Origin of the sequence: Virgibacillus sp. CM-4, assembly GCF_000445495.1 — a bacterium.
Taxonomy (GTDB): Bacteria; Bacillota; Bacilli; order Bacillales; family Amphibacillaceae; genus Virgibacillus; species Virgibacillus salexigens.
On sequence record NZ_AUQA01000001.1, the window covers coordinates 127,061 to 146,048 of the forward strand.

Genomic DNA, 18,988 nt, shown 5'->3' on the forward strand with positions numbered 1-18,988 from the left:
CAGTTAAATGTCGCCATTATACAAGAAACACCCTTGAATATGATCATTTACCATGCCAGTAGCTTGCATAAAAGCATAACAAATCGTCGGCCCAACAAATCGGAATCCACGACGTTTTAAATCTTTACTCATATTTTCAGATTCTTTTGCATAAGCAGGAACCTCTTCATGGGACTGCCAATTATTTACAATTGGCTTCCCATCCACAAAATTCCAGATATACCTTGAAAAGCTACCGAATTCTTGTTGAATCTGCAAAAATGCTTGTGCGTTTGTGACAACCGATGCAATTTTTCCTCTATGTCGAATAATTCCTTCGTTTGCCGCTAATTCATTTATTTTTGATTCCGAAAACCCACTGACAGCAGCTGGGTCAAATTGTTCAAAAGCCTTTCTATAATTCTCTCTTCGTTTAAGGACTGTAATCCAACTTAATCCTGCTTGGGCTCCTTCTAAAGATAACATTTCAAATAATTTCTGATCATCGTATACTGCTCTTCCCCATTCATTATCATGATATTCGATATATATAGGGTCATTAGTTACCCAATGGCATCTCTGCTTCATGAATCCTCTCCTATAGCTACTTCATTTTCATCATATGAAATCCAATCGCTAAAGCTTCCGGGGTATAATTTTACATTTGTAAATCCGAGTGATTTTAAAGCGAGAATGTTTGGGCACGCCGAGATACCAGAACCACAAGATACAATAATTTCATCATCTTTGGATAATCCAGCAAACTGCTGCTCTAATTCATGTTTATCCTTCCACTTACCATCGACTTTCGATAATACGTCTTTCCAAAAATAATTGGTTGCTCCCGGGATATGACCTGCTCGAGCATATAATGGCTCTACATCGCCTAAATACCTTTCCTTCGACCTTGAATCAATGACAACCGCCGTTTGCTTCGCTAGCTTATCTTTTACCTCTTTCATCTCAACGGTTTGATTCTGTCTCAGCTTCGCTTCAAATTCCTTTGCATATAACTCTGGAATAGCATCTGTCGTTGGATTGCCTTCTTCCTTCCAACGCTGATAGCCCCCTTCAAGAATATACACTTTATCATGTCCTAAATAATGCAGAAGCCACCATGCTCTTGCCGCATACATTTCATTGCGTTGATCATATACAACGACTGTCGTTTGATGATCAATTCCAATATTACTGAGTTTATTAACCAACATATCAAGATCTGGCAAAGGATGATTCCCACCATGTTTTTCCTTTTTACCAGATAAATCCTTTTCCAAGTCCATATAAACAGCTCCAGGAATATGGTCCTTCAAGTATGCTTTCCTTCCTGCATCTGGTTTCGTTAGTTCAAAACGAGCATCAATAATTACCGTATTATTTAGACTATTATTTAAGCGATTCTTTAACCGATTTACACTAATTAAGTACGTCATATTCAGACCTCCAAACTGGAATTTATTTCGGATAAAAGTAACAGACAATATTTTATTACCTTTTATTTTAAACGAAGTATTCATGCATTCCTACCCTATTCAACAATTTCATGACTATCGATCTATCAAGCGTTCCATACCCCTAATGGAAATTTCTATTTAGATCGCACGTAAGAATAAGCTATAATAAAATTAGAATTATTTAAATAGGAGATGAATTCAAAATGAAAGAAGACTTAATGAAACGATTTATTACCTATGCAAAAATGAATACACAATCAAATGAAAATAATGATCAAACTCCATCTACACCGGGACAACTAGAATTAGCTAATCAATTAGGTAACGAACTTCAAGAGATTGGCCTAATTGATGTAACCGTGGATGATTTCGGTTATGTAATGGCCACACTACCTGCAAATACCGATAAAGACATACCAACAATTGGTTTTTTAGCTCATATGGATACCGCCACCGATTTTACTGGCGAAAACGTAAAACCCCAAGTGATTGAGAATTTTGATGGAAGTGATATTGTTCTAAACGAAGATTCAAATATCATTTTATCGAATGAAGATTTTCCAGAGCTAACCAAATACGAAGGTCATACTTTGATTACAACAGATGGCACGACATTGTTAGGTGCAGATAATAAAGCTGGTATTTCAGAAATTATGACTGCCATGGATTACCTCGTAAACCATCCAGAAATTAAACACGGACGCATTCGTGTAGGATTTACTCCAGATGAAGAGATTGGTAGAGGTCCACATAAATTTGATGTAGATCGATTTGAGGCATCATACGCTTATACGGTTGATGGGGGGCCATTAGGTGAATTGCAATATGAAAGCTTTAATGCAGCTGCGGCAAAGGTTATCTTCAAGGGAAATAGCGTACATCCAGGGACCGCCAAAAATAAAATGATAAACGCTGGTAAAATGGCCACAGAATTTATTAGTAAATTTCCAGAATTAGAAGCTCCAGAGCATACAGCAAACTACGACGGTTTTTATCATCTAATCTCTGTTCAAGGAGATGTTGAGTATGCAGAAGTAACTTACATCATTCGTGATTTTGATAAGGGTATTTTCCAGAAACGAAAAGATACAGTTATTCAGTTTGTCGATGAGTTACAGGAGAAATACGGCGAAAATATTATTTCGATAGAATTAATCGACCAATACTATAACATGAGAGAAAAAATCGAACCTGTAAAAGAAATTGTTGATATCGCACATCAAGCAATGAAAAACCTCGCTATTGAACCAATTGTAGAGCCAATTCGCGGTGGTACTGATGGTTCTCAGCTTTCTTATATGGGATTACCGACACCAAATATTTTTACAGGTGGAGAAAACTTTCACGGTAAATATGAATACATCTCTGTAGATAATATGATTAAAGCAACCAACACCATAATCGAAATTTGCAAATTATTTGAACAGCGATAAGCTAATGTCAGGTGCTTTCACTAAACGAAGCATCTGACTTTTCTCTTAATAACTTAGAGAGAAAAGCAACCCAACATGAAATAAATAAACAACTTGCTAAACTTAAAAGCGCACCATGATAACCAGCTATCCCCTTAAAATATAAAGAAGTCATCGGCCCTAGAGAAGCACCCACAAATAATATAAATGCATAAAGTGCAGATGCAACAGACCTAGCTTCCCCGCCTAAATCGCCAATGATTTTCATTAGTACAGGGAAAGTAAGCGAAATCCCTGCTACATATCCAACACTCGCACTAATTGTAAACCAGAGGTTATTACTAATTACCATAAAAAATAACCCTATGAGCGCTATACTGAGACTAAAACGCAGTACAATTAATTCTCCCCATCGTTTGACAAAGAACCCTGCAAATGGAGACAACAGCATTCCAGTGATACCTAATACTCTTACATTAAAAACCTCCCGATCAAGAAGATAATACGGATTTCCCTGTAAATAGTCCCCCATAAGGCTATACATACCGAGAAACGTAAACAAGAGAGTAAACGCAATGAAATAACATACTTGTAATTCTCTTCTTATTATTAATTGCTTTATTTGCAAAATATAACTTTTTACTTTAAGTTGTCTGACTGTTTGTGTTGTAGATGGAAGAAAACAATAAACAAGAAATATACTAATCAAATAGATTACCGAAAACACGTAAAATACAAGTTGCCATTCAAACGTTTGATTAATTATGTCTGCGACTGCTTGACCAAAGATCCCTGCTAGAACATATCCAAAACTAATGTAACTAATTGCCACCATCCTTTTGTCTTTTGGAAACAGGTCAAATACATATGCGAGTGCAGTAGGAGCAAATGTTGCAGCAAAAAAGCCCTGCAAGGCACGAAACATCAACATAAACCAAAAAGCTTCAGCGAAAGCAAGCAAAAAAGTTAACCATGTAAGCATAACGAGCCCAAATACAATTAGCTGCCTTTTTCCAAAGCTTTCCACGAGCGGTACAAATAAAAGGAATCCAATTGCATAGCATCCAGAAAACACACTTCCTATCCAAGTCGTTTCTTGTTCACTTACTTGAAAATAACTGGAAAAGGTATCTGTTAATGGCGTTACAACATATACACTTGAAACAACGACTAGCGCACACCAAAAAAGAATAAACGTATATAGATAATATCTTTTTGAGCTATTTTGAAACACTTATGTCACCCTCTTCACTCTTCTATTATCCATATGAGACGCTAAAAGATGATGTGCCTATAAAAATGGATTGCCACCTGAGCGAAAACTATGAGAGAATAAAAGATGGTTTTATTAAGACCTTTAAAATTATTTCGCACAGGAGAGGAACGTCATGAAACATAAGCGAATTGTTGTATTCGTAGTGTTTATAATTTTGCTTATCGCTGCCGCATGCACCGATAAAGAAAGCCTTGAAACAACTACACAACCAGACCAAGAAAAGAATACTTCAAATGCAGAAAACGATACAATGGAACTTCCAAAAGAGCAATTACAAAAATTAGACAATGGTGATGCTGTTCAATCTCTACAAACAGTTCTAAATAAATTAGGTTATGAAATCACAATAAACGGAGAATTTGATGCTTCTACTGTATGGGCAATTACAGATATTCAACTTCAACATGATGCTTTACTGGTTACTGGAATCTACACAGAAGATACAGCTCAAACAATAGACACGCTTCTCCATGAGAATACAGAAACATTCGAACCAGGAAATGGACTACCTGCGAAAACAGAAACTGCTACAACTAATCATGGTACAGAAGTCATTGCAAATCCTTATGAACAATTGGCTCTAGTAAACAAACAACATGCACTTCCTGAAGATTATATACCAGAAGATTTAGTAATTCCTGACGTTCGTTTTCCGTTCACTGAAGATTTACCAAAAAAACAAATGAGAAAAATCGCTGCTAGTTCTTTAGAAGAGCTATTTGTTGCAGCTGACGAAGCAGGACTTGATTTATTTGCTCAGTCTGGCTATCGTTCCTATGAAAGACAAGAAACAATTTTCGCATCAAATGTGGAGGCAGATGGTGAGGAAGCAGCTAATAAATTTAGCGCACGTCCAGGGGAAAGCGAGCATCAAACCGGGCTCACAATGGATGTTACCAGCCCTGATATTGATTTTCAGTTAACAACGGAATTCGCAAATACAGATGAAGGTAAATGGTTAGCACAGCATGCAGTTGATTATGGCTTTATTATTCGATTTCCTAAAGGGAAAGAGGATATTACAGAATACCAATATGAGCCCTGGCATATTCGTTATGTAGGGAAGAAGGCCGCAAAAGAAATTACGGAACAGGATGTAACACTGGAAGAGTATTTAAAGCAAGAAGAAAATTAGAGAAGAATGAGAAGAAATAACATGGAGAATGAGTAAAAATCAGACAATTTCCTTTGTCTGGTTTTTATTTATCCAATGATCAATTTGCTTATCCAAGACACGAATTCGCTCTAATGCTACATGATCTTCAATTACCTTATAATGGTGATTCCCACCGATTTCCTCATCCGCTTCATCTGCAAGGTTCACCACTTGCTGCAATGGTTTTAATTGTAATTCACCTTTAGGCAAATACGAATCAGTATGAAGCAGAATAGCAACCGCAATCTCTTTTGCTACGTGACGTTCTTCACCAATTCGTATTAATAATTTATGCGCTCTACTTGCACCTTTAATCGCATGAATATCATTTTCTTTATATAATTCATAATCCCATTTACCTTCTCGATACCAATTATAGTGTCCTACATCATGCAATAATCCAGCTTTTGCAGCATGATCTGGATTCACGCCATATTTTTTGGATAACATAAATGCATATTCAGCTACTGCAATAGCATGAGCAATGCCTGAACGCTTTAAATGTCTTTGTGTGATTGGGTGAACAAATACGTCTTCAAGAGTAACATTTCGCATTTAAACTACTCCTTTCTTTTTTAATGAAATATAAATTTTTAAAAATATAGCATAAATCAGCTATACTTTGCAATACTTATTTCCCTAACTTTACATATTTTAAACTTTTCCTTCATCCACATTAACATCCAATGAATGATTTTGAACAAAAATGAACGAATATGATTGATTTTTGTAATCGTTTACTATATACTGAATACGTAATCGATATAGGAGGAATTCAAATGCTGACTACAGAAAGACATTCCCTTATTTTAGAACAATTAACGAAATATAAAAACCTTACAATAAAAGATATTATCGAGTTAACATACGCTTCTGAATCAACGATTCGCAGAGATTTAACCGAGCTAGAAGCACAAGATAAATTAGTTCGAATTCACGGTGGTGCCACTTTACCTAAACGGAAGTTACAGGAATTCAGTATCAAAGAAAAATCCACCAAAAACCTTCACGAGAAGGTTCAAATTGCTCAATATGCTGTTTCCCTCTTGAATAAAGGAGATTGCATATTCCTTGATGCCGGTACGACTACGATGCAAATGATTCCTTTTCTTAAAGATAAAGAGGTTGTTGTAGTTACAAATGGTCTGACTCATGTAGAAGCTTTAATGAATTATGGCATCCCTACTTATGTTACAGGAGGATATATAAAGACCAAAACAGGAGCTCTAATTGGAGCCCAAACCATTCAATCAATTAGCAATTATCGTTTTGATAAAAGCTTCTTAGGTGTAAATGGATTCCATAAACAATTCGGTTATACAACTCCTGATCCTGAAGAAGCAAGTACAAAGAGACAAGCAAGTGCATATGCTCTTGAAACGTTCATGTTGGCTGACCAAACGAAAAGAAATAACGTTAGTTTTGCAAAAATAGCTGATATAAGCGATGCCGCCCTCATTACTTGTCACCTTTCTGAAGAAGCGTACAAAATTTTCTCCGACTTAACAACAGTAAAGGTGGCAAACCAATGATATATACCTGCACAATGACACCATCAATCGATTATACAATCCATCTACCAACCTTTAAACCGGGAGAGCTGAACCGAACGGAACATGTTCATTATTATCCAGGCGGAAAAGGGATTAATGTGTCGAGAGTACTCCATCGTTTAGGTATATCTACTACAGCACTCGGATTTGCAGGTGGTTTTACTGGCGAGTTTATTCAACAAGCATTGACTGTAGAAGGGATTCAAACAGACTTTATAGCAACCAATGAAATTACGCGGATTAATGTAAAGATTAAGGCAGAAAAGGAATCAGAGTTAAATGGACCAGGACCAATTATTTCAAAACAACAACAGCGTGCGCTACTTACAAAAATAGAACAATTTCAAAAAAACGATTGGTTTTTATTAGCTGGGAGTCTCCCAGAAACCATTGACTCATCCTTCTACGAAGCGATAGCTGCTACTTGCAATCGCAAAGGAGTACATTTAGTAATTGATACATCAGGGAAAGCATTACATCAATTATTGCAGACAGAACCTTTTTTGATTAAACCGAACCAAACAGAGCTGGAAGCATTATTTAACACGAAACTTCACACGACAGAGCAAGTAATTGATCGTGCAAAGCAAATTATGCGTACAGGTATTAAGCATGTAATGGTTTCTATGGGAGAAAAGGGCGCTATTTTAGTTAACGAGGATACTACTTTGGTAGCTGAATCGCCACAAGGAAACGTAATAAACACGGTAGGAGCTGGAGACTCAATGGTAGCTGGATTCTTAGCATCTTATTTAATTAACCAAGAAAGCCAAGAAGCTTTTCGCTATGCGGTAGCAGCAGGAAGTGCTACGGCGTTCAGTCACGACTTATGCGATAAATCACATATCGAGCATTTAATAGATCGCGTATCCATAACACAGGTATAAATGGGGGGTAAATAAATGAAGATTACGGAATTATTAGGTGATGATACGATCTTATTAGATCTACAAGCGAACACCAAAGAAGCGGTATTGAATGAACTCATAGATCAATTAAACAAAACTGGTAAATTAATAGATAAACAGGCTTTTCATAAAGATATCTTTGCAAGGGAGGCTCAAAGTACTACCGGAATCGGCGAAGGGATTGCCATCCCTCACGCCAAATCATCTGCAATAAAAACACCCGCTATTGTATTTGGTAGGTCACTATCTGGAATTGATTATAATTCACTTGATGGAGAACCGTCGCATCTATTCTTTATGATAGCCGCTTCAGATGGCGCGAATAATGAACATCTTGAAGCATTATCTCGATTATCAACGTTCTTGATGGATGAAACATTCCGAACCAAATTATATGAAGCTGCGGATATCTCTCAGGTCCTGCAAGCGATAAGCAAGAAAGAATTAGACGTGGATGAAGAATCTAATAAAGGTACCAATTCAACCAACCAACAGCTATTAGCAGTAACCGCATGTCCTACAGGGATTGCTCACACATATATGGCTGCTGAAAAATTATCTGAGACTGCGAAAGACATGGGTACTTCTATTAAAATTGAAACGAATGGTTCAGGTGGGGTAAAAAACCAACTAACCAAGCAAGACATCGAAGCTGCTGACGCTATCATCGTCGCTGCTGATACAAAAGTAGAAATGGCTCGCTTTCATGGAAAACCTGTTATTCAGGTACCTGTAGGTAAAGCCATTCATGAAGCAGAGGATTTGCTAAAACGTGCCATCCAAAAAGAGGCACCTATTTACCAAGAAGCACACAGTAATGGTTCTAAAGAAAAGGAAGGAAAAAATGGCTTTTACAAACATCTCATGAACGGCGTTTCCAATATGCTTCCATTTGTTGTAGGTGGAGGAATTCTAATTGCCCTCTCATTCTTTTGGGGCGTAGAATCAAGCAACCCTGACAGCGATCAGTATAATGTATTCGCTGCCATGTTAAATGAAATAGGCGGGGGTAAAGCATTCTTCCTCATGGTGCCAGTGCTTGCTGGGTTTATCGCTTCTAGCATAGCCGATCGTCCAGGGTTTGCCCCCGGAATGATAGGTGGATTAATTGCCGTTACTGTATCTGGGGTTGAAGGAGCAGATGGGGGTTCTGGATTTCTCGGAGGGTTAATCGCCGGATTTCTAGCAGGATACATTACCTTATTAATAAAAAAGATACTTTCCCGATTACCAGAAGCATTAGAGGGTTTAAAGCCTGTCTTATTTTATCCATTAATTAGTATTGCTGTTACTGGGTTGATCATGATGACGATAAATCCCCCTCTTACACAAGTTTACACAAGTATTTCTTCCTTCTTAGAAGGAATGGGAGGAACAAATCAAATTCTGGCAGGACTATTGTTGGGGGCCATGATGGCATTTGATCTTGGAGGACCTGTTAACAAGGCAGCTTACACTTTCGGCATCGCAATGCTAGATGCTGGAAATTACTCGTTTATTGCAACTGTAATGGCAGCCGGTATGGTACCACCTTTAGGTATGGCCTTAGCGACGACGTTTTTTAAAAATCGTTTTACGCAAACAGAACGAGAAGCAGGTAAAACTTCTTATGTACTTGGTGCATGCTTTATCACCGAAGGAGTTATTCCATTCGCTGCAGCGGACCCTGCTCGAGTAATTCCATCCGTTATGACCGGGGCAGCCATTACAGGCGGGCTCACGATGTTATTCGATATTGGACTACGTGCACCACATGGTGGAATCTTTGTAATTGGACTAGTCGAAGGCGGCGTTTCTTCTGCACTCCTCTACGGTCTAGCAATCATTATTGGTGCAATAGTCACTGCCTTACTAGCAGGAGTACTAAAGAAAAAAATAGGGGCTTAAATACAGACGAGTTCTAACTCCAAATCTTTGATTTATACACTCAAAATTGACACCATGATCAAGTACCGTTCTTTTATTTAAAACGACTGTCAAAAAGTCGACAGCCTGTAAAGCAGCACACTAAAGTGTGCTGCTATTTTTATTACTAAAATGGCTTACTAAACATTAATACGATAATAAGTAAAAATAAAAAGTTCTCGATGTTTTCGTAGAAGAATAACTTACGTGAAAGTTGATCATACGCCACCGGGATATTTTTTCCTTGATATTCATTCAATAATTTCTTTATTGGTTTTGATTTTGGCGACAACACCAATGGTCCGAATGCTAATCCTATTAGGAATAAAGCTAAACTTAGTACATACCAACCTTCTGTGAATAAATGTGGTCGAAGACTTCCCATTATTAAACCTGTTACTAATAACAAAGTTCCTCCTATCATTACACAACGATGGAGTCTTCCCCTGATAGCAAAAGCATAGCGTAGTTCTTCCATAGTTTTTGCTTTCGAGACGACAGGAATCATCATAAAACCAGGACCTAGCCCTAAAATAGCGGAGAATATATGAACGAAAGCAAGAAGATCGTAAAAAGTCATTTTAATGCCCCCGGATAGTCAGCGAACATAATGGTTAAGAATTGCATCCACTTCTGAGCCGTACATTTCTCCAAATAGATTTAAATGTACAAGTAGATAATAGAGCTGATATACTTTCTTGCACGATTGGTAATGATTGCTCGTTGGATATGTAGCTTCGTATGCTTGATAGAATTGCTCGGAAAATCCCCCAAATACTTCAGTAAATGCCAATTCAAAATGTCGGTCCCCATATAAGAATGAAGGATCAATTAAATAAGGATGCCCATCTCCCCCAACGATCCAATTCCCTCCTCATAGATCTCCATGTAAGTAGGAAGGTTCAATGTCTCTAGGAATCCACTGATCCAAATGATTCAGTAAATTCTCTAATTTCTTTTTACGCTTACCAACCATTCGCTTATTTCTTATCCCTAACTTCAACTGAGCAGCTAATCGACGATCGCGATAATACTCCAGCCAACTGTCATACAATCCATTAGGCTGCGTTAACGTACCAATAAATGTTGGTTCTCTAAAGCCATGAGCTTGTCCTATGGTTTGATGTGACCCAGCAAGGCGTTCCCCTAACAGTCTCTCCGTATGATTATTACGCTCTCCTTGTACATGTTCAAGCACTAAGTAAGCTTCCTCCTGTTCATCTGAATAATCAATAACCTCTGGTACATCAATTGTGTTTGTGTATTTTATCAATTGCAGCCCTTTAGCTTCCAGTTCAAAAAAACGTTCGGGGGCATCTTTATGATACTTAACAAAGTAGCTCCTTTTCTTAGTTTCAACAATATAGCTTTCATTAATCGAACCGCCAGCCACTTTTTTGATTGTAAGCAAGGTACTACTATCCCCTGCCCTCTCTAGCGCACTTTTGAATAAAGTATTCATGTTATAGATACTCCTTTATGATTATACAAATGAATTGTACACATCCTATCATGATCCAGATTCATGATAAACCTTATTCATATGTTATCTTCATGTCCCCTGGCTTAATCCAGCCTTTTCTTCGTAGTATTTCGGCTAGTAAAAAACTAATAATTGCTGGAGCTATTATATGCAGCACTAGCACTGCCCAAAAAACATCCATTGAAAATCCCATCGATTCAAACGTCATAATTTGACCAACAAAACCACTCGTTCCCATTCCTGCTCCAGAGGCATTATTTGTTAGTTCAAGCCAAACCGTTCCAAATGGTGCCAAGATCGCACCAGCAAGTGTTGGAGGTAACAGAATGATTGGTTTTTTTACAATATTTGCAACTTGAAGCATAGAAGTTCCTACACCTTGGGCGATTACCCCGCCAAAGCCGTTATCACGATAACTTGCTATCGCAAAGCCTACCATTTGAGCAGAACAACCTATAGCAGCAGCACCTGCTGCCAATCCATCCAAGGATAGCATGATAGCAATAGCTGCTGATGAAATTGGAGCAGTTAATGCTATCCCCATAAGCACAGCAACTAGCACTCCCATGATGAATGGCTGTTGCTCTGTGGACCAATTAATCATCTCTCCAAACCCAATCATAAATTGATTAATTGCTGGACCAACAAAAGTTCCTATTGTAAAACCGAATACAATCGTTACAAATGGAGTAACAATTATGTCCACTTTCGTCTCTTGATAGACAAGTTTTCCAACTTCTGTGGCTAATAATGCAGTCACATAGCTGCCAGCTGGACCACCTAATTCCGCTCCGAACGCTCCGGCAAATAAAGCAGAGAACAGCACTAATGGCGGTGCCTTTAGTCCATAAGCAATAGCTACCCCGATTGCGCCGCCCATTATTTTCGTTTCCATCGCAAAGCTGCCCATTTCAATCAGTGTTTGGGCAATACTTGGGGAAAAATTAATAATAATTTGTTCTCCGATTGTTTTAATTATAAGTCCAATAATTAATGATGAAAACAAACCTAACGCCATATAACCTAAAGCTGTAATAAAATAGGTTCTCCCAGATAACGAAACGCCTTTACGCTTTAAAAAATCCCGCATCTGATTACCCTCCTTTTGTGATTTATTTCACAAATATTTCAGTATCTCCTCACACGTTCGCGTCCAATCTCTATTATTACGCTAAAACGCTCCCATAATCAAGTACTATTTATACAAACAAAAAAGAGCTGCACCATAGACAGCTCATTGTCATGCTTTCGTACTGTTCATCAAAATTGTGAAACACATCTTTCTTAATATACAGTCTCTGTTTCTTTATCAATTCCATGCTTTAAATTTCGCATCATCGATAACCGTTTCATCCCAAAGTAGTCATGCAATTCCTTGTAATGAGCGAAGAGCTGTTGATAAACTTCCACATGTTTCTTTATTGGATAATACGTTTTTTCTATTGGTTGAGCCATGTAACGAATAGCTGCCTCCATATCATCGTATCCGTTATTGATCCTCCCTGCTGCAACAGCACCTAATATTGCCGCCCCAATTGCCGGAGCGTAATTTGATTGGGATACATGAATTGGCATATTTAATATATCAGCATATAACTGCATTAATAGTTTGTTTGCTTGTGGTAATCCGCCGCAAGCTACCACTTCTCTTACGTCCATTCCCCAATCACGATAAGCTCCAATAATCATATTCGCTCCAAAAGCTGTACTTTCTAAATACGCTCGAAAAATGGCTTCAGGTTTCGTATGAAGTGTTAGGCCAATTAAACAACCAGAAAGATCCGTATTCGATAAAATAGAGCGATTACCATTATGCCAATCCAATGCTATTAATCCACTCTCCCCTGGTGAAAGTTTAACAGCTTTTTTCTCTAAATAGTCAAACATGGAAACCCCCTGTTTGTCAGCTTCCTGTTTGTATGATTCGGGTACATGGTTCTTAATATAACTCCCAAACAGATCACCCACTGCTGACTGTCCAGCTTCATAAGCGTATAAGCCTGGGATAATGGCATCTTTAACCACTCCAGATATTCCCGGAATCTCCTTTTCTTCAGAATGTAACATCATATGACAAGTTGACGTTCCCATTACCATTAATAGCTCTCCACTTTGGTAAACGCCTGTTCCAAGCACTGCTGAATGAGCATCAATAATTCCTGTTGATATAGGAAGATTTACAGGTAGTGAAAGTTTTCTGGCCCATTCCTCTGTTAAATACCCCGCACATTCCCCAATATTTTTTACTTCTCCTGCTAGTTTTGGAAGAATTGTCTTTCCAAACACCGGGTCTATTGCAGTGAAAAACTCTTCTGGATAGCCATCTTTTTCATTCCAAAACGCTTTAAATCCTAATGAACAATTATTTCTTGATACTTTCGATGCAAGTGTTGATACAATCCAATCAACCGCTTCTAAGTAATAGGCTGTATGGGTATATATTTCTCTATCTTGTTCAAACACTTCAAGAATCTTAGGAATCATCCATTCTTCAGATATATTATAGCCTAATTTCCGCATCCACTTTTCTTTTCGTTGTGTGGCTACACGATAAATCTTTTCTGTTTCTGCCTTTGTATGGTGGTGTTTCCATAACTTCACCCATGAATGCGGTGATTGATGATAGTTAGAGTAAAAACATAATGGCGTTAATGTATGATCCACCGGCACGATTGTTGAAGAAGTAAAATCAACACCGATACCGATGATATGTGTTGGATTGACTTTTGATTCAGCAAGTACATGCGCAACACCCTCTTTCAATACATGCAAATAATCCCCGGGATGTTGAAGCACACTCCCTTTCGGAATTCGTTGTTTATTAATAGGCAACGTATCTTCAATCACACCATGCCTGTAGGGAATAACTTTTATCGCCTCAATTGAACCGCTATGCACATTTACAAGCAGAACCCTTCCCGATTCCGTTCCAAAATCTATTCCGATCGAAAAATAGTTATCCACCATTTCATCCCCTCCCTGTATCGAAACCCCTTTCACATAAACTCATTTTATCAAAACGAGCAAATTCGAGCAACAATGAAATAAATATATTCGTGATTATGTATTAAAAACCTAATTATTACTGTTCATTTATGTTTGTTTTATATTGACATAAGCATAAATGAACATTAAGATAGATAAAAAACAAGATATGAGGAGGTATTATTATGGCTAGAACCTTACATTCCATTTCATCCAAAACATATCAGCTCCTACAGCCAGGCAAGATTCAAGAAAACGTTCAAAAAAAAGATATAAAAGCAGGTTATGTAGTCATCGAACCCACTTTAGCTAGCATTTGTCATGCGGATATACGTTATTATGCTGGGTTAAGAAAACCAGAAGCTTTGGCTAAAAAGTTACCAATGGCTTTATTGCATGAGGGAATTGGAACCATCGTTGAAAGTAATGATTCGGAATTCCAATTCGGTCAACGTGTCGTGATCGTACCAAATCTACCAAACTATTTACTCAAAGGAAATGAAAAAGAAGCCTGTTGTAACTCTTGCCGTAAAGGTAATCCGGATAACTACTGCGAAAAAAGTTCATTTATGGGAAGTGGTTATGATGGCATTGCGCAACATCGTGTTGTGGTACCTTCATCATGCGCAATACCTATACCGGAACACATACCAGATGAAATTGCAGTTCTAAGTGAACTTTGTACCGTATCTTACCATGCATTACATCCTCTTAAAGGAACATTAAACGCAAACAGTACCAGAATAGCTGTCTTTGGAGATGGACCAGTTGGATATTTGACTGCTGCCATGCTACGCTTCCTGTTCGGGGTCGATTATTCTCGTTTACTTGTTTTCGGTGCAATACCTGAAAAATTATCTCACTTCACTTTTGCAACCTGTCAGTTAGTACATGAGGTTGATTTTAAAAAGACAAACGGAATAGACGTTGCCATTGATTGTACTGGAGGGATATTTAGTGAATCAGCCATTAATCAGGCGATTAATTTGTTATATCCAGGAGGCTCGTTAATCCTAATGGGTGTTTCTGAGGATAGAGTGCCAATTAATACGAGAGATATTCTTGAGAAAGGGATTTCTTTATATGGTAGCAGTAGAAGTTCCGTACCAGATTACCATGCTGTTATGGAAGCCTTTGAAAATCTTAACTACCAACATGCACTAAAAGAAATTATCCCCGATCATTATACTTCTATATATAGCGCCCATGATTTTCAAAACGCAATGAATGATGCTTCGAACCATAAAGGCTGGAAAAAAACTATACTAGATTTTAAATGGTCGTAAAATTATCTAATACGTCAGTATGAGCAAAAGTGAATAATCAATTACATGTATGCTAGACTAGCATTAACTAGTATTTTGTTAAAGGAGTTAATTGCCTTGCTCGCAGCAGAAAGAAAGCTAAAAATCATAGAATATGTTAAGCACAAAGAAACCGCATCGGTAGCTGAGCTATCTTCCACTTTCCAGGTTCATGAGGCGACGATACGAAGAGACCTAAATGAAATTGAAAAAGAAGGAAAGCTTAGAAGAACTCATGGCGGAGTGGTGTTAGTAGAAGATGTAAGTTCAGAGCCAACATTTACCATACGTGCAAGTGAACGGATTGATGAGAAACAACGAATAGCTAAGCAGGCAGCTTCGATGGTGGATGAAGGTGATAATATCATTCTTGATTCAGGGACGACCACCTATCAAATTGCTCAAGAGTTAACGAATAAAGTAAATATCACCATCGTTACGAATGATATCAATATTGCCGCTGAATTTAAAGCATGTGCTTCCATCAAGGTAATTGTAACTGGCGGGATTCTCTTTCCGGACAGCTACATTCTTAACGGGGTCTATACAGATAGCGTGTTAAACAACTTGTATGTTTCAAAAGCATTTGTTGCCATCCCTGCATTTCATCCGAAACGTGGGTTAACACATTTTGATGAACAACTTATATCGGCAAAAAAAAGCATGATTGAGGCTGCAGAAGAGACTATCGTTGTAACCGATCACACAAAACTAGGTGGTGTTTCGCTTCATACGGTATCACCTATAGATCGAATAAATAAACTAATCACTGGTAAAGAGGCATCAGAAGCACAAATCCAGCAGTTTAGAGATGCTGGACTTACCGTATATACAGTTTGACCACTTATTAACGGAAAGGGGGATACATGCCAAAGAATTTCGACTTCTCTATGATGAAGTTTCTCGAATTGTCCAGAGTATTTCTAAGACCTATTGAAAATCAAGAGTTAGACGTGAATTTCAGAACTCTATTATGGATGGGACTATTAAAACATGAGCTCAGCACCTATCATTAGGGTTAATCCTATTATTCCATGTTGTAACATCTTCCGATAAGGTTGAATAGACTACTATGCGCATGCATATATCAACAGAATTCTACCTAATGTATGAAGATTTGCTTTTCTCCTTCTTATCGGCTACAATTTTCATTGAAAATAATTATCAATTGTTCGAATATAATGCAGCATGTATATAAGGAGATGTATTACATGGAATATACAGCAACTAAATCACAGCTGGCTAAGGTTATCCGTGAACGCCGTGCGGTTAAAAAAGGCTATAATAATAAAGAAGTAAAGAAAGAGACGATATTAGAACTACTCCAAGATGCTATTTGGGCTCCCAACCATGGGATGAGACAACCTTGGCGTTTTATCTTCGTCGGACAGAATAAACGTCCTGATTTTGCCAAAAAAGTCGCGGCAACTTATCCTGAAGAAAGACAAAAAAACCGTGAAGATTATTTGAATGAACCAAATGCTATATTAGTCGTCGTCATGGAAGAAGCAGAAATTCAAAAGCAGTGGGAGGAGAATTATGGTGCCGTTGCTTGTATGGTTCAAAATTTCTGGCTATTAGCATGGGAGAAACAATTAGGCGTTGTTTGGAAAACAAATCCGCATATATATGATCCTGCAGTAAATGACTTATTACAACTGAAAGAAAATGAAAAAATTATTGGCTTCCTACATTTAGGCTATTTTGACGAAAAACCTGCTGTCAAAGAACGGACCCCTATTGAAGAAAAATTCTCGCTTTTTTAAAAGCATAAAAAAGGGCTGCTGCATCTTGATGCAGCAGCCTTTTTTATATTGATACATAAAAGCAGCTTACTCCCACTTTGTACTTTTTAATTGGTTATCCTGCTCATGTCTTTCCATAGCAAGTTCAATTAATGTATGAATTAACTCTTTATAGGAGAGACCACTAATTTCCCAAAGCTTTGGATACATACTAATTTTTGTAAACCCAGGAAGTGTATTCACTTCATTAACATAAATCGCTTCATCTTCTGTGATGAAGAAATCAACTCGAGCCAATCCTTCACATTCAAGAGCTTCAAATGCCCTAATCGCTTCTTCTTGAACGCGCTTGGTTGTTTCTTCTGAAACATCCGCTGGGATTGCTAAATCCGCTCCCTTTTCATCAATATATTTTGATTCATACGAATAAAATTCCGTTTGGGGTAGAATCTCACCAAGCAACGAAGCTCTTGGTTCTGTATTGCCTAATACAGCACATTCGATTTCCCTACCAATTATATTTTCTTCTACCACAACTTTATGATCATATTGAAACGCCTCTTCAATACCTTTGTAAAACGCTTCTTCTGTCGCAGCCTTTGTTACACCTACCGAAGATCCTTGATTGGCTGGTTTGATAAAGATTGGAGTCCCAAGCTGATCAACTGCATCCGAATACGATATTTGATGCTTTTTCGCTTTAGAATATACCATTCCTTTAGCTACATTGATTCCTGCAGCCTGTAAGAGACGCTTCGCAATATCCTTATCCATACATACCGAAGAACCTAACACACTTGATCCTACAAATGGAATATTCGCTAGTCGCAGCATCCCTTGCAGGCTGCCATCTTCCCCTAACGTCCCGTGAACAATAGGGAAAACAGCATCAAGTTGGTCTACTTGTAACGAAGTTGATGCATGAATGAACTGGTTATCACGTTCTCCAGGTATTACAGCTACTGTATCGTTCGATTTATTTAATTGAATAAGTTTTGGATTTTCTGCATGCAATAAATAAGATGATTGGTCATTCAAATGCCATTTTCCTTCTTTATCAATTCCAATTAACACAACTTCGTATTTATCCCTATCAATTGCATCTACAATATTTTTAGCTGATTGAAGCGATACTTCATGCTCAGCAGACTTACCACCAAAGATGATACCCACCTTTTTCTTTTCCATTCTCCTCCGTCCTTTCCTACAATACACAACCTATAACATGCAACGAATGGTTTAACTTTTACATCGGTTGCTTTTCTCCTAACCTATGTGAATCCTAATGATTTTCACAGAAAAATAACAATAATTAGCGCTAAAATTTTTGACCATTCAACCATTTTAAGGATGAAGGCTATATTAAAAATAGCACAAAGTGGCTTGGATAAGAAAGTACTATTTTATTGTCAATTATATCTCAAATCCAAAGGAATGAATATGATTCATTTCATTGCATGCTCCTCATATAGTAAATCAATTATATTCCAAAAAAAGCAAAAATGGGGTTGACTTTTTGAAAAAACTCTCTTAGTATTAATGACAATAAACTTAATCAACTTAAGCATTGAAGAAGAGTAGTATTCTAATTGAACTCATAAGAGAGCTGATGGCTGGTGAGAATCAGTGTGATTCATTAGAAGAATGGACTTCTGAGCTTCCAAACCGAACCATAATTGCAGTAGGCTTTGGCGAATTCGTCTTATCGTTACCTGAGACAGATAGGCAGCAGTTTTAGCTTCCTATTGTCAAAGTGAGCTGTATTTAGCTAATAAAGGTGGTACCACGGTCCCCTCGTCCTTTTTTGGATGAGGGGCTTTTTCGTTTT

The 18,988-nt window shown here is 37.7% G+C and carries 16 protein-coding genes, 1 pseudogene and 1 other annotated feature; of the genes and pseudogenes, 8 read left to right on the forward strand and 9 right to left on the reverse strand.

Features of this window, described 5'->3' with window-relative positions; all coding sequences use genetic code 11:
• Positions 1-3 precede the first annotated feature (3 nt).
• Positions 4-567 carry a DNA-3-methyladenine glycosylase I gene (locus M948_RS23180; protein ID WP_021288714.1) on the reverse strand — a complete coding sequence of 188 codons (564 nt, stop codon included), beginning with the start codon at positions 565-567 and terminating at the stop codon, positions 4-6.
• Positions 564-1,412: a sulfurtransferase gene (locus M948_RS23185; RefSeq protein WP_021288715.1), complete on the reverse strand. Its 849-nt coding sequence runs from the start codon at positions 1,410-1,412 to the stop codon at positions 564-566. The genes M948_RS23180 and M948_RS23185 overlap by 4 nt, the downstream gene beginning before the upstream one ends.
• 224 nt (positions 1,413-1,636) lie before the next feature.
• Here M948_RS23185 and pepT point away from each other — a divergent pair, with 224 nt between their 5' ends.
• Complete coding sequence (pepT, locus tag M948_RS23190) at positions 1,637-2,866, forward strand: peptidase T (RefSeq protein WP_021288716.1); 1,230 nt, start codon at positions 1,637-1,639, stop codon at positions 2,864-2,866.
• A gap of 7 nt (positions 2,867-2,873) precedes the next feature.
• On the opposite strand, the gene M948_RS23195 is transcribed toward pepT, so the two are convergent.
• Entirely contained in the window at positions 2,874-4,079 is a 1,206-nt protein-coding gene (locus M948_RS23195) for an MFS transporter (protein WP_021288717.1), read from the reverse strand.
• Between the two features lie 154 nt (positions 4,080-4,233).
• Between M948_RS23195 and M948_RS23200 the strand changes: the two genes are divergently transcribed.
• A complete protein-coding gene (locus M948_RS23200; protein WP_021288718.1) occupies positions 4,234-5,256 on the forward strand; it encodes a D-alanyl-D-alanine carboxypeptidase family protein in 1,023 nt (340 codons plus the stop codon).
• Positions 5,257-5,295: 39 nt separating this feature from the next.
• On the opposite strand, the gene M948_RS23205 is transcribed toward M948_RS23200, so the two are convergent.
• Entirely contained in the window at positions 5,296-5,832 is a 537-nt protein-coding gene (locus M948_RS23205) for an HD domain-containing protein (RefSeq protein ID WP_021288719.1), read from the reverse strand.
• A gap of 224 nt (positions 5,833-6,056) precedes the next feature.
• Here M948_RS23205 and M948_RS23210 point away from each other — a divergent pair, with 224 nt between their 5' ends.
• The 3 genes from M948_RS23210 to M948_RS23220 are packed head-to-tail and all read left to right on the forward strand — an operon-like array spanning position 6,057 to position 9,625.
• On the forward strand, positions 6,057-6,809 hold the full coding sequence (locus M948_RS23210) for a DeoR/GlpR family DNA-binding transcription regulator (RefSeq protein ID WP_021288720.1): 753 nt from the start codon (positions 6,057-6,059) through the stop codon (positions 6,807-6,809).
• Entirely contained in the window at positions 6,806-7,717 is a 912-nt protein-coding gene (gene pfkB / locus M948_RS23215) for a 1-phosphofructokinase (protein ID WP_021288721.1), read from the forward strand. Before M948_RS23210 ends, pfkB begins: the two co-directional genes overlap by 4 nt.
• Positions 7,718-7,732: 15 nt before the next feature.
• The gene (locus tag M948_RS23220; RefSeq protein WP_021288722.1) at positions 7,733-9,625 is read left to right on the forward strand and encodes a PTS fructose transporter subunit IIABC; all 1,893 of its coding nucleotides are present in this window, start codon (positions 7,733-7,735) and stop codon (positions 9,623-9,625) included.
• 145 nt (positions 9,626-9,770) lie between these two features.
• On the opposite strand, the gene M948_RS23225 is transcribed toward M948_RS23220, so the two are convergent.
• The 4 genes and pseudogenes from M948_RS23225 to M948_RS23240 all read right to left on the reverse strand — a co-directional run bounded on the left by M948_RS23225 (position 9,771) and on the right by M948_RS23240 (position 14,093).
• On the reverse strand, positions 9,771-10,223 hold the full coding sequence (locus M948_RS23225; protein ID WP_021288723.1) for a DUF2269 family protein: 453 nt from the start codon (positions 10,221-10,223) through the stop codon (positions 9,771-9,773).
• An 18-nt stretch (positions 10,224-10,241) separates the two neighbouring features.
• Positions 10,242-11,105: pseudogene (locus M948_RS23230) on the reverse strand (fructosamine kinase family protein).
• 73 nt (positions 11,106-11,178) lie between these two features.
• Positions 11,179-12,216, reverse strand: coding sequence for a PTS transporter subunit IIC (locus tag M948_RS23235; RefSeq protein WP_021288726.1), 1,038 nt, complete (start codon positions 12,214-12,216; stop codon positions 11,179-11,181).
• Positions 12,217-12,410: 194 nt separating this feature from the next.
• Positions 12,411-14,093 carry a ribulokinase gene (locus tag M948_RS23240; protein WP_021288727.1) on the reverse strand — a complete coding sequence of 561 codons (1,683 nt, stop codon included), beginning with the start codon at positions 14,091-14,093 and terminating at the stop codon, positions 12,411-12,413.
• 203 nt (positions 14,094-14,296) lie between these two features.
• Between M948_RS23240 and M948_RS23245 the strand changes: the two genes are divergently transcribed.
• The 3 genes from M948_RS23245 (at position 14,297) to M948_RS23255 (ending at position 17,181) form a co-directional block, all read left to right on the forward strand.
• Positions 14,297-15,397 carry an alcohol dehydrogenase catalytic domain-containing protein gene (locus M948_RS23245; protein WP_021288728.1) on the forward strand — a complete coding sequence of 367 codons (1,101 nt, stop codon included), beginning with the start codon at positions 14,297-14,299 and terminating at the stop codon, positions 15,395-15,397.
• Positions 15,398-15,493: 96 nt separating this feature from the next.
• Positions 15,494-16,255, forward strand: a complete 762-nt coding sequence (locus M948_RS23250) for a DeoR/GlpR family DNA-binding transcription regulator (protein WP_021288729.1) — start codon at positions 15,494-15,496, stop codon at positions 16,253-16,255.
• A 371-nt stretch (positions 16,256-16,626) separates the two neighbouring features.
• The gene (locus M948_RS23255) at positions 16,627-17,181 is read left to right on the forward strand and encodes a nitroreductase family protein (protein WP_021288731.1); all 555 of its coding nucleotides are present in this window, start codon (positions 16,627-16,629) and stop codon (positions 17,179-17,181) included.
• Positions 17,182-17,247: 66 nt separating this feature from the next.
• On the opposite strand, the gene ddlA is transcribed toward M948_RS23255, so the two are convergent.
• Entirely contained in the window at positions 17,248-18,348 is a 1,101-nt protein-coding gene (ddlA, locus tag M948_RS23260) for a D-alanine--D-alanine ligase (protein ID WP_021288732.1), read from the reverse strand.
• Between the two features lie 370 nt (positions 18,349-18,718).
• Positions 18,719-18,965, forward strand: a binding site (T-box leader).
• Positions 18,966-18,988 lie beyond the last annotated feature (23 nt).

Bases quoted from the DNA above. Each gene is read 5' to 3' on its own strand.
- M948_RS23180 (WP_021288714.1), bottom strand. From the start codon at position 567: ATGAAGCAGAGATGCCATTGGGTAACTAATGACCCTATATATATCGAA.
- M948_RS23185 (WP_021288715.1), bottom strand. From the start codon at position 1,412: ATGACGTACTTAATTAGTGTAAATCGGTTAAAGAATCGCTTAAATAAT.
- pepT (WP_021288716.1), top strand. From the start codon at position 1,637: ATGAAAGAAGACTTAATGAAACGATTTATTACCTATGCAAAAATGAAT.
- M948_RS23200 (WP_021288718.1), top strand. From the start codon at position 4,234: ATGAAACATAAGCGAATTGTTGTATTCGTAGTGTTTATAATTTTGCTT.
- M948_RS23205 (WP_021288719.1), bottom strand. From the start codon at position 5,832: ATGCGAAATGTTACTCTTGAAGACGTATTTGTTCACCCAATCACACAA.
- M948_RS23210 (WP_021288720.1), top strand. From the start codon at position 6,057: ATGCTGACTACAGAAAGACATTCCCTTATTTTAGAACAATTAACGAAA.
- pfkB (WP_021288721.1), top strand. From the start codon at position 6,806: ATGATATATACCTGCACAATGACACCATCAATCGATTATACAATCCAT.
- M948_RS23220 (WP_021288722.1), top strand. From the start codon at position 7,733: ATGAAGATTACGGAATTATTAGGTGATGATACGATCTTATTAGATCTA.
- M948_RS23225 (WP_021288723.1), bottom strand. From the start codon at position 10,223: ATGACTTTTTACGATCTTCTTGCTTTCGTTCATATATTCTCCGCTATT.
- M948_RS23235 (WP_021288726.1), bottom strand. From the start codon at position 12,216: ATGCGGGATTTTTTAAAGCGTAAAGGCGTTTCGTTATCTGGGAGAACC.
- M948_RS23240 (WP_021288727.1), bottom strand. From the start codon at position 14,093: ATGGTGGATAACTATTTTTCGATCGGAATAGATTTTGGAACGGAATCG.
- M948_RS23245 (WP_021288728.1), top strand. From the start codon at position 14,297: ATGGCTAGAACCTTACATTCCATTTCATCCAAAACATATCAGCTCCTA.
- M948_RS23255 (WP_021288731.1), top strand. From the start codon at position 16,627: ATGGAATATACAGCAACTAAATCACAGCTGGCTAAGGTTATCCGTGAA.
- ddlA (WP_021288732.1), bottom strand. From the start codon at position 18,348: ATGGAAAAGAAAAAGGTGGGTATCATCTTTGGTGGTAAGTCTGCTGAG.